Consider the following 10,668-nt stretch of genomic DNA (forward strand, 5'->3'; position numbering starts at 1 on the left):
AGAGCGACAAGCTCGACGACGTTATAAATTAAGTGTAAAAAGGTAGTCCCTCGACGCGCTCGCTCGTGCGAAACGCGGGCTCGCTTGCTCGGGACAAATTTTTGCACGCAAAAATTTGGAGACATTTTATGAAATTTAAAGATATTTACGAATTTGTTGTTAAAAGAGGCATCGCGAAAGACCCGCGCCAAAGAGCGGATATTAAAAAGACGCTCGCGAACGCAAGGAAGGAATATAATAAATTATCAGCCGCAAGAAAAGCGGCATTTGACAAAGAGAGGGTGAAGCATCCTTACGATGACACAAGGATGCTCTATGGCGATCCTGCCGCCGAGATAGAGACGATAATGGTCGGTATAGATATGGAAGTGGGCGAGCTATTGGTAGCAGACAGGCTGAGAGAAAAAGGTATCGGCATAGACCTTGTTATGGCCCATCATCCGGAAGGAAAAGCCCTTGCCGGGTTTTATCATGTCATGAGCATGCAGGCCGATATATTGAAAAAACTCGGGATTACATATTCCATAGGCAAGGAATTGCTGGATGAGCGTATGGCGGAGGTAGCCAGAAGCATATCCGCGGTAAATCACACAAGGAGCGTAGACGTGGCGCAGCTCTTGGACATTAATTACATGTGCGTTCATACGCCTGCCGATAATCATGTTACGGATTATTTGCAGAGGTTATTTGATAATAGAAAACCCAAGACTTTGAAAGACGTTATAAGCATACTGGATACCGTGCCCGAATACCGCGACGCGTCAAAAAAGAACGCGGGCGCTTTTATAATGATAGGCAAGGAAAAAGACAAAGCCGGCAAGATCGTCGTCGATATGACAGGCGGTACCGAGGGCTCGAAGAGGGTCTTTCCCAGGCTTTCCCAGGCGGGCGTCGGTACGCTGATAGGCATGCATTTCAGCGAGGAGCATTTCAAAGCGGCGAAGGCCGAGTATATAAATATAGTAGTCGCCGGCCACATATCGAGCGACACTCTCGGGTTGAATCTTCTTTTGGATTCGCTCTGCGAAAAAGACGATTTTAAAATTATACCTTGTTCGGGTTTTGTACGGGTTGACAGGCGAAAGAAATAAACTAAAAGATGGCTCATATACCAGATAACATATTAGACCAGATACTCGACAGGTGCAATATAGCCGAAGTTATATCCGGCTATATTCCTTTAAAACGGGCGGGAAGGAATTTTAGGGCACTCTGTCCGTTCCATCACGAAAAGACCCCATCCTTCATGGTCAATCCCGACAAGGGTATATACCACTGCTTCGGGTGCGGAGCCGGCGGAAACGCATTCAGTTTCGTTATGAAATATGAACGCCTTGAATTCCCGGAAGCGGCCAGGATGCTGGCGGAAAAGGCCGGCGTACCTATTCTGGAATACACAAAAGACGATTCGGGAAAAGACACCTCTCTGATAAACGGTATCTATAAAGCGCACGAGTTAGCGGCGGCATATTTCCAAGGCATACTTACATCCCTCGAGGCAAAGGGAGTAAAGGAATATCTTGTAAAGAGGGGGGTCAAGAGCGAGACGGTCAATAAGTTCCGTATAGGATTTGCGCCTGATTCGTGGGACGGCCTTCTGGGATATTTGACCAAGTGCGACATAGCTAAGGAGATAATAGAAAAATCCGGATTGATTATCCCGAAACAGGACGGCGGCGGTTATTATGACCGCTTTAGAAAACGGCTGATGTTTCCAATATTTGACCAGAAGGACAAGGTTATTGCTTTTGGAGGCAGAGTGCTTGACGATACGCTGCCAAAATACATGAATTCGCCGGAGACGCCGATATATAATAAAAGCAAGACGCTCTTCGGGCTTAATTTTACCAAACGGCATATAGGCGAAAAAGACGCAGCCGTCATCGTAGAAGGGTACACGGACCTCATAATCCCTTACCAGAACGGTATCAACAATCTCATAGCGTCCTGCGGCACATCGCTTACAGTAGACCATATACGCCTTATACGCCGCCATAGCCGCAACATAATAATGGTTTATGATTCGGACAAGGCCGGCGAAACAGCGACTTTAAGGAACCTTGATACGCTCCTTTCAGAGGATATGGACGTCAAGATCGCGGAGATGCCCAAGGGGTGCGACCCGGATAGTTTTACGAGAAAAGAGGGTGCTGCCGCGTTTGAGGAGATACTCGCAAATCCTACGGGCCTTTTTGAATATAAACTGAATCGCCTGCTTTTGCGACACAAGCCGGATACAATAGAGGTAAAGGTGAAGGTTGCCGGTGAGATGCTGGTGACGATTTCAAAGGTGAACAATGCGGTCCTCCGTTCCGCCTATATTAAAAGATTGGCAGAGTTGCTTGGCCTTGACGAAAATAGCCTAAGATCCGAACTTGCGAAACCCAAGAAGGATTACGCCGCATCCTATTCCAGGGAGGCGTATATATCGGCCGCAAAGGCCGATATCAGTACCTTAAGCCCGGCCGATAAGACGCTCATAGGCCTTATGGTGGAGGATAATACCATTATACCGGCGGTAAAAGAGAAGCTTTGTGTTGCCGAATTCGGGTGCGGAGCCGCTCAAAAAATCGCGGAAAATATATTTAAGATACATGATGAGAAAAAACCCGTAAGCTATGCCTGCCTGATAAGCCACCTGGAAATAGACGGCGTAGGCGAACTTTTGTCGGATATCGCATCCATGCAGGAAAGCCTTAGCGACAAGAAAAAAAACCTGGATGACTGCATAAAGTGGCTTAAGAAAAACAACGCAAAGAGGGATCTCGAGGATATGCAGCGAAAGATAAAGGCAGCTCAAGATACGGGCGAACACGGAAAAGTCGTGGACCTGGTTGCGAGGTATAGCAAGCTTATGAAGGAATCAATGCATTATTATGATAAAGGGGTAAGATGAAAAGAATGATAAAGAAAAAACGCGCGGCGCGCGGCATTAAAAAGAAGATGCAGCCGAAAAAAAAGGCCGCAAAGAAAAAAGAAGCCCATGTCCCTCGCGTCAAAACAAAGCCCGAGACGAAGCGCCCGCGCGGCCGGACAAAAGATTTCGATAAGGAGATGCAGAGGCTTATTGATGCGGGGAAAGAAAAGGGATATCTTACATATGACGAAATAAACGCGATACTCCCTGAAGACGTATTTTCTCCGGAGCAGATAGACAACATGTTTGTAAAACTGCATGATGAGAACATAAAGGTCGTGGATAGCGAAGAAGATGTGTCCGAAGAAGAAAGCCGAGACGAAGAGAAAGCCACCGAAGAAAAGGCCGAATCGGAGGCCGTAGCCGAAGAAGAGAGGATGTCCCATATGGGAGATCCTGTCAGGATGTACCTGAGGCAGATGGGCCAGATACCTCTCCTTACAAGAGAAGAGGAAATAAAACTTGCCAAAGAGATAGAAGTAACCGAAGAGAGCTTCAGAAAAAGCGTTCTTGATACAAAAATAGCAAAAGAGGCAGCGCTGGAACTTATAAAAGAGATAAAGGCGGAAAAGTTCAATTTTGAAGACGTGATGAATATAGATATAAAATCACGCAAGGGAAACCTCCTAAAGCGCCTTGCGGCGGTGGAGAGACGGCTTAAGAATACAGAGAGAAGCCGGTCTATCCTGGCAGCTATACTTGAGTTGAAGCTCGTTGGTTCTGTTGTCGAGGAGATATCAAAAAAAGTAAAAGAGGCTTTTAATGAACTCGAGAAGGTAGTAAAAGGCATAAGCAGGATAAAGAACGGGCGAAAGCGCAAAGAATCGGACCGGCTTAAGAGAAAGCGCCGGACGCTGGAATCAAGGCTGGGGCTTAAGTTTGACCAGCTTAGAGAGAAGATAAAGACAATAAAGCTGGAAGAGGCAAAATTCAACAAGGCAAAGAAATCGTTAGTAGCGGCCAACCTCCGCCTTGTGGTAAGTATAGCCAAAAAATACACTAATCGCGGCCTGTCATTCCTTGACCTTATCCAGGAAGGCAATATAGGGCTGATGAAGGCGGTGGACAAATTTGAATATAAAAGAGGATACAAATTCAGCACCTATGCCACATGGTGGATACGCCAGGCGATAACGCGTTCTATAGCGGATCAATCCAGGACCATAAGAATACCTGTTCATATGACAGAGACAATAAATAAACTGATAAGGACTTCCCGGCTTTTGGTGCAGGAGAACGGCAAAGAACCCACACCCGAAGAGATAGGACACGAGATGAGGATGTCGGTAGAGAAGGTGCGCGGTATCTTAAAGATAGCGCAGGAACCGATTTCTTTGCAGACGCCCATAGGCGACGAAGGCGATACTAAATTCGGCGATTTCATAGAAGATAAGCAGGCGGTTTCTCCGGCTAGCGCGACCGCTTATTCAATGCTTAAAGAACAGATGGGAGACGTCCTATCCACATTAACCGAGCGCGAAAAGAAGGTGCTGCGGCTCAGGTTTGGAATAGGCGACGGATACCCGAGGACGCTTGAAGAGGTGGGCAATATATTTAAAGTAACACGCGAAAGAGTGAGACAGATAGAAGCAAAGGCGCTGAGAAAGTTGAGGCATCCTACCAGGAGCAGGCGCCTTAGAAACTTTTTGGCATTAGGCATGGGCGAATAAAAAGAAATCCCTTGCCCTGCGGGGCTCGGGATCAATTCGACCTTACAACTTACGTTCGTTATCACTCCGTAAGTTGTGGTCTCATTGAGGAGCTATCATGAACAAGTCTTTACAGTGGAAAATAATCGGAATAGTGGCTATTATACTCTTTTCCTTATGGCTTATATGGCCGCCGCTTGCACTTAAGGATAAAGACGGCAATATACTTGAAAAAGGCAAGATAAATCTAGGCCTTGACCTCCAGGGAGGCATGCATGTCGTCCTCAGAGTGGACGCGTCCAAGCTTTCGGCTGAGGCAAAGAAAGATGCGCTGGACAGGGCCATAGAAGTAATACGCAATAGAATTGACCAATTCGGCGTAGGCGAGATGAGCATCCAGAAGCAGGGCAAGGACCGCATAATAGTGCAGCTTCCGGGCGTTACCGATAGAGACAGGGCCCTTGAGCTTATTGGCAAAACCGCCCACTTGGAATTCAAGCTCGTTTCAGACAATCAGGAAGATATAAAAAAGGCGGTTAATAACGAAGAAGTTCCCGGCTACGAATTGAAGTATTTTGATAAAGGCCAGGGCGGCCGCGAGCCGCTTCTTATAGCTAAAAATGCCTCGTTTACCGGTGATTTACTGGTGGACGCGAGAACTGAATTTAGCTCAAAAGGTTTCGGTGAGCCTTACGTATCGATCCGTTTAAATAACAAAGGCGCCGATATATTCGCCGGTGTTACAGCGGCTAATATCGGGAAAAGGCTTGCGATAGTGCTGGATGGAGAAATCCGCTCAGCACCCATGATACGCGAGACGATTCCTTCAGGGCAGGCGCAGATAACGGGTAGTTTTTCCGCCGATGAGGCAAACGATCTGGCAGTCGTGCTTCGGGCCGGCGCGCTGCCGGCGCCGGTTATAGTGGAGGAGGAGAGGACAGTCGGCCCGCTTCTCGGCGCGGATTCCATAAAAAGCGGCGTAAGGGCGACGCTCATAGGCGCTCTACTTGTATTTTTATTTATGATCTTCTATTACCGCATGGCAGGCGTAGTGGCGGACATAGCGCTCGGCATGAACCTTCTTTTTATATTGGCGTGCCTTTCGCTTTTTCACGGTACGCTTACTTTGCCGGGTATAGCAGGTTTGATCCTAACCATCGGTATGTCAGTAGACGCCAATATTCTAATATACGAAAGGATAAGAGAGGAATTGAATGCCGGCAAAGGTATTAAGTCGGCCATTGCTACCGGTTATAACCGGGCATTTTCCGCAATACTCGATTCAAACCTTACAACAATAGTCGCGGCGGCGCTCATATTTAAATTCGGCACGGGGCCTGTACGCGGCTTTGCCGTTACATTGACCATCGGTCTTTTGGCGAACCTCTTTACGGCCATAACTTGCACAAGGGCGATCTTTGAATTGCTTTATGAACAGTTTGGCCTTGCAAAACTTACCATGATGCAATTTTTCCATAAGACCAGTATAGATTTTATAAGTAAGCGCAAGATCTGCTATACAATTTCGGCCGTAATAATAATAGTGGGGCTCGTTACCTTCTTTGCGCGCGGAGAAAAGAACTTCGGCGTAGATTTCACGGGCGGCACGCTTGAACAGATCATGTTCCAAAAACCGGTCAAGGTAGACGAGATCAGAAGCGCGCTTAAGGAGATAGGATCCGGCAATGCGTCTATTCAGCAATACGGTAATCCAAGAGAAGTCATAATAAGGACACCCGATGACATCTCCAAAAATATCTCCGATGTATTTAAGCAGAGATTCAGCGACAATCCGTATCAGGTCATGAAAATAGAGACCGTAGGGCCGGCAGTCGGCAAGAACCTGAAGCAGAATGCGACTACGAGTTTAATTTTGGGGATTATGGGCATACTCGTTTACATAATGTTCAGGTTCAGCCTTAAATACGGCATCGCCGGCGTGGTGGCGCTTTTTCATGACGTTCTTATAGTGGTGGGCGCTCTTGCCCTGACCCGCAGGGAGTTTGACCTTACGATAGTGGCGGCGCTCTTAACTATAGCCGGTTATTCTATAAACGACACCATAGTCATTTTTGACAGGATCAGGGAAAACATGCGGCTTGTCAAAAAGGCCAATTTCACAGAAATAGTCAATATGAGCATCAACCAGACTTTTTCAAGGACCATACTTACTACGGCGGTGACGATGCTTGTTGTCATTGCTTTGCTGTTCTGGGGCGGGGAAGTGCTGAACAGTTTTGCATTCTGCCTTTGTGTCGGGATGATAGCGGGTGTTTACTCGACCATTTTTATTGCGAGCCCTCTCATAATATCGTGGCGTAAGCACGGATCTACAAAATAGGGTGAACAAATGTCTCACCAGATGGGGTACGAAAAAGGCGAAAAAGGGTCTTTTATAAGCGCCTTGACTAACGGCGTTCTTTTTATATTCAAGATGTTTGCCGGCGTAGTCGGGAATTCCAATGCTATGATAGCCGATGCGTTGGATACGCTGGGCGACGTCATGACCTCAACCGGCATGATAGTCGGCTTTAAAATCGCAAAACAACCGCCCGATGCCCATCATCCGTACGGCCATGGCCGCGCCGAATCCATAATAGCAAAACTGCTCGCAATATTTCTGCTTTTACTCGGAATTAAGGTTGCTTGCAATTCGGTTACTGCTATATACGAGGCCATTGCGCATGGTAGGACATATGTGCCGCAACAAATCGCGATGATCGCGGCCATCGTTTCTATCGTCGTGAAACTAGGGCTCTTCCAGTATCTGACTATCCTGAACAGGACATTATCCAGCACGAGTATCGCCGTCTATTCGTGGAATATCGCCTCCGACGTCTTTTCATCGTTTGTAGCGCTTATTGGCATAGCCGGAGCGCGGCTCGGTATGCCGCTTTTGGACCCGATCGCGGCGCTTATACTGTCTGTCTTAATAATAAGGATAGGGGTGGAGGCATTTCACAGGGCATATGATGAGCTTATGGATGCCGCGCCTTCCAAAGAAGTTATGAATGCCATAAGGAAGACAACCCTTTTTAATAAAAACGTCAAGGCGATCAAGGATGTCAAGGTCCGGAAGATGGGCCTTGAGCTCATAATAGATATGACTATAGATTTAGACAAGAGTATTTCTATCGAAAAAGGCCACGCGATAACCGACCAGGTCACCAAAGATATACTGAATAAGATCCCCGCGGCAAAGGAAGTTTTTATCCACGTAGAACCTTTCAAGGGAAAGAGATAAGATCCCGGCTGCTAATTACTGCGTAATACCCAATAATCAACCCCGTCATCTATCTTCATAAGATAAAGGCACCTGTTTGCGCGGGAGTCGCCACTTTTTATGCGCATGTAGAAGTCGTTGTAGAATTCGGGCGATTCGAGGTAGTAGCCGTGTTTATAGCTCGCGTGATTTATGGGGGTCACATCGACAAGAGCGATGCGGTCGGGGTCGAGGGACTTGAGGTACAGTATATCCTTGGATTCTTCAAGCTCGTCATGCTCTTTAACCGCCTGGCGGCCGAGCCGTTTTTCCTTATTGATTACACCGCTTATAAGGAGCGCTGTATCATCGGATGAGACATACGCTGTCAGTTTATCCGAGAACACGGCTATCTCGTCTTTGAACTGATTGTCAAATTCGTCTTCACCTACATCCGGTGCCGCGAATACCACATGGGTTATTTCCGGCTCAGCGTCAGAAAGGTCGCTGTGTTTATACATCTCGTCAAATGCATCGCAAACGACTTGACATCCGAGACTCGAGGCCTTTAACCAAAGATTCGCCGGTTTTACTTCGCGAATAATCTTTGCGAGCAGGTCGCCCAGATATGGCCCCGAACTTATCGCCAGCTTCTGAGCCTTTTTATATCCTGTAATGAGCGGGAATTGGTCTCCGGGCCAGTCAAAGAGTAAAACGGGCGTATTCACGTCTAACAGGTACGAAAAATACGCGGCCTTTATGGCCGTGGATTCAAAATCATCATTATAGCCAAAGACGATTACGAGCAAGGAATTATGCGGCGAATTCGCTACCACATCCTTCAGCTCCTGCATAAAGGCATCCTCATCGGTTTTTTGTACATCCTGTATCCCTATGACACCTTGGCGCTTAAGGCGGCGGGGGATCATCTTGCCTATTTTTATAGCCGGATTTATCTTTACCGCGACATCGCCGTATGTCACATGGCGAGCCAGCTCGCGATTAAAGTAGATGGATTCATCCTTCCGCTCTTTGAGATTGCGCGTTGTGGCATAAAATATGTTCATTATTCTGTAGCGGCCTTCGGTTTCGTACGAAATGCGCCTGTAGAGCTGTTTTGTGTAAGACGAAGAAGGTTTTGTGGGAAGATACGCGCATCCTGTCAAGAATGAAACGCAGCATATTGCCAGGACAAATGGTAAAAGCAGCGTGATTTTATTTCTGTATTTCGAGGGCATAAATTTATCCTATAAACTTATTATATCCCTCTAGCGTATGCGGCGCAAGTAAATAAAATGGCATACATTTAAGTAAAAATATCTTGGGGTTTCTTACTTTTCAAGGTATAATTGGCAAAAGGGCATAAATGGAAAGAGAATTAAAAAAAGAGTTAGGGCTCCTGGATATCTTCTGCGTAGCGACCGGCGCGATGATAAGTTCCGGCTTATTCATACTTCCGGGCCTAGCCTTCGCTATGGCCGGTCCGGCTGTCGTCATGTCTTATCTTATAGCGGCAATACTCTGCATTCCAACGCTTCTCAGCAAGGCGGAATTGACTACGGCCATGCCGAAGGCGGGCGGCGATTATTTTTATATAATGCGCGGATTTGGGCCTCTTTTCGGGACTATAGCCGGTTTTAGCGCCTGGTTTTCTCTTAGCCTGAAAGGGGCATTTGCGCTTATCGGCATGGGCGCGTATTTGAGCATATTTACCCACCTTCCATTGTCCACAGTTGCGCTTATTTGCTGTTTATTTTTTATCTTTATTAATTTAATCAGCGTAAAGGAAGCGGGAAAGTTTCAGGTCTTTCTGGTAATAGGCCTTTTGGTCATACTTATCGGATATGTGATTTTCGGCCTGAGAATATCCAATGCTTCTAATTTCTCGCCATTTTTTTCCGAAGGACTCGGATCCGTATTTGCGACGGCGAGTTTTGTTTTTATATCTTACGGCGGGCTTACCAAGATCGCGGCGCTTGCCGAAGAGACGAAAGATCCCGGCAGAAACCTGCCTTTGGGCATGATCCTTTCGCTTAGCGTGACCGCTGTTTTGTATGCGTTGGTAATCTTTGTTACTATAGGAGTACTTGATCCCGCGAATCTGAAAGAAACCCTTACGCCAATTTCAGACGGCGCAAAGGCGATAGGAGGAGATATCTTTACTCTCATAATAGGCATAGGCGCATTTTTGGCGTTTATTTCTACCGCCAACGCGGCTGTTATGACGGCTTCGAGATATCCTTTGGGCATGAGCCGGGACAATCTTCTTCCGTCTATATTTCAAAAGATCCTCCCTAAATTTAAAACACCATATATCTCCGTTCTTGCCACCGGGCTTTTTATGATAGCGGCCATATTGTTCCTGAAGCTGGAGCTTTTGGTAAAGATCGCCTCCAGCATACTAATATTACTTTTTATTTTCGCCAATCTGACGCTTATTCTTTTTAGAGAGAGTAAGATTTCGAGCTACAGGCCTAAATTCCATTCGCCATTTTACCCTTATATGCAAATCGCGGGCATACTGGGCGGGATATTTCTTTTGATGGAAATGGGGACATTTATCGTGTTTTTGACGATGCTGTTTGTTTTTCTGGGATTTATTTGGTACAAGGTGTATGCGCAGAAAAATACCTCTCAGGATTCGGCGCTCATATATGTCCTGGAGCGCCTGGTAGCAAGCGACAGGGAGCTTGCCTCAGAAAACCTCCTTACCGAACTGAAGGATATAGTTATCCAGAGAGACGATATTATAAAAGATAGATTTCATAAGATTGTGGAGACTGCCAGAGTCATAGACATAGGCGAGGTTACCACCGCGGAAGATTTTTTCCGGGATATATCGGTTGTTTTGGGCGAAGACCTCGGCCTGGATCCTCAGGTATTATGCAAAAGGTTCATTG

7 protein-coding genes are annotated in these 10,668 nt (G+C 46.7%); 6 read left to right on the forward strand and 1 reads right to left on the reverse strand.

What is annotated here, in order from left to right:
* Positions 1-128 precede the first annotated feature (128 nt).
* The 5 genes from KKI13_04480 (at position 129) to KKI13_04500 (ending at position 7,810) form a co-directional block, all read left to right on the forward strand.
* Positions 129-1,091 (forward strand): NGG1p interacting factor NIF3, encoded by a 963-nt coding sequence (locus KKI13_04480; GenBank protein ID MBU4488304.1) that lies wholly within the window; start codon positions 129-131, stop codon positions 1,089-1,091.
* A gap of 8 nt (positions 1,092-1,099) precedes the next feature.
* Positions 1,100-2,896, forward strand: coding sequence for a DNA primase (gene dnaG / locus KKI13_04485; protein MBU4488305.1), 1,797 nt, complete (start codon positions 1,100-1,102; stop codon positions 2,894-2,896).
* Positions 2,897-2,943: 47 nt separating this feature from the next.
* On the forward strand, positions 2,944-4,587 hold the full coding sequence (gene rpoD, locus KKI13_04490) for an RNA polymerase sigma factor RpoD (GenBank protein ID MBU4488306.1): 1,644 nt from the start codon (positions 2,944-2,946) through the stop codon (positions 4,585-4,587).
* Between the two features lie 97 nt (positions 4,588-4,684).
* Positions 4,685-6,907: a protein translocase subunit SecD gene (gene secD, locus KKI13_04495; GenBank protein MBU4488307.1), complete on the forward strand. Its 2,223-nt coding sequence runs from the start codon at positions 4,685-4,687 to the stop codon at positions 6,905-6,907.
* Positions 6,908-6,916: 9 nt separating this feature from the next.
* On the forward strand, positions 6,917-7,810 hold the full coding sequence (locus KKI13_04500; GenBank protein ID MBU4488308.1) for a cation diffusion facilitator family transporter: 894 nt from the start codon (positions 6,917-6,919) through the stop codon (positions 7,808-7,810).
* An 11-nt stretch (positions 7,811-7,821) separates the two neighbouring features.
* Here KKI13_04500 and KKI13_04505 read toward each other — a convergent pair whose 3' ends face one another.
* Positions 7,822-9,006: an alpha/beta hydrolase gene (locus KKI13_04505; GenBank protein ID MBU4488309.1), complete on the reverse strand. Its 1,185-nt coding sequence runs from the start codon at positions 9,004-9,006 to the stop codon at positions 7,822-7,824.
* A 128-nt stretch (positions 9,007-9,134) separates the two neighbouring features.
* Between KKI13_04505 and KKI13_04510 the strand changes: the two genes are divergently transcribed.
* Positions 9,135-10,668: APC family permease (locus KKI13_04510; GenBank protein ID MBU4488310.1), on the forward strand; the 1,534-nt coding region annotated here is incomplete at its 3' end.

The sequence above is a fragment of the Candidatus Omnitrophota bacterium genome, from assembly GCA_018894435.1.
Taxonomy (GTDB): Bacteria; Omnitrophota; Gorgyraeia; order JAHIPI01; family JAHIPI01; genus JAHIPI01.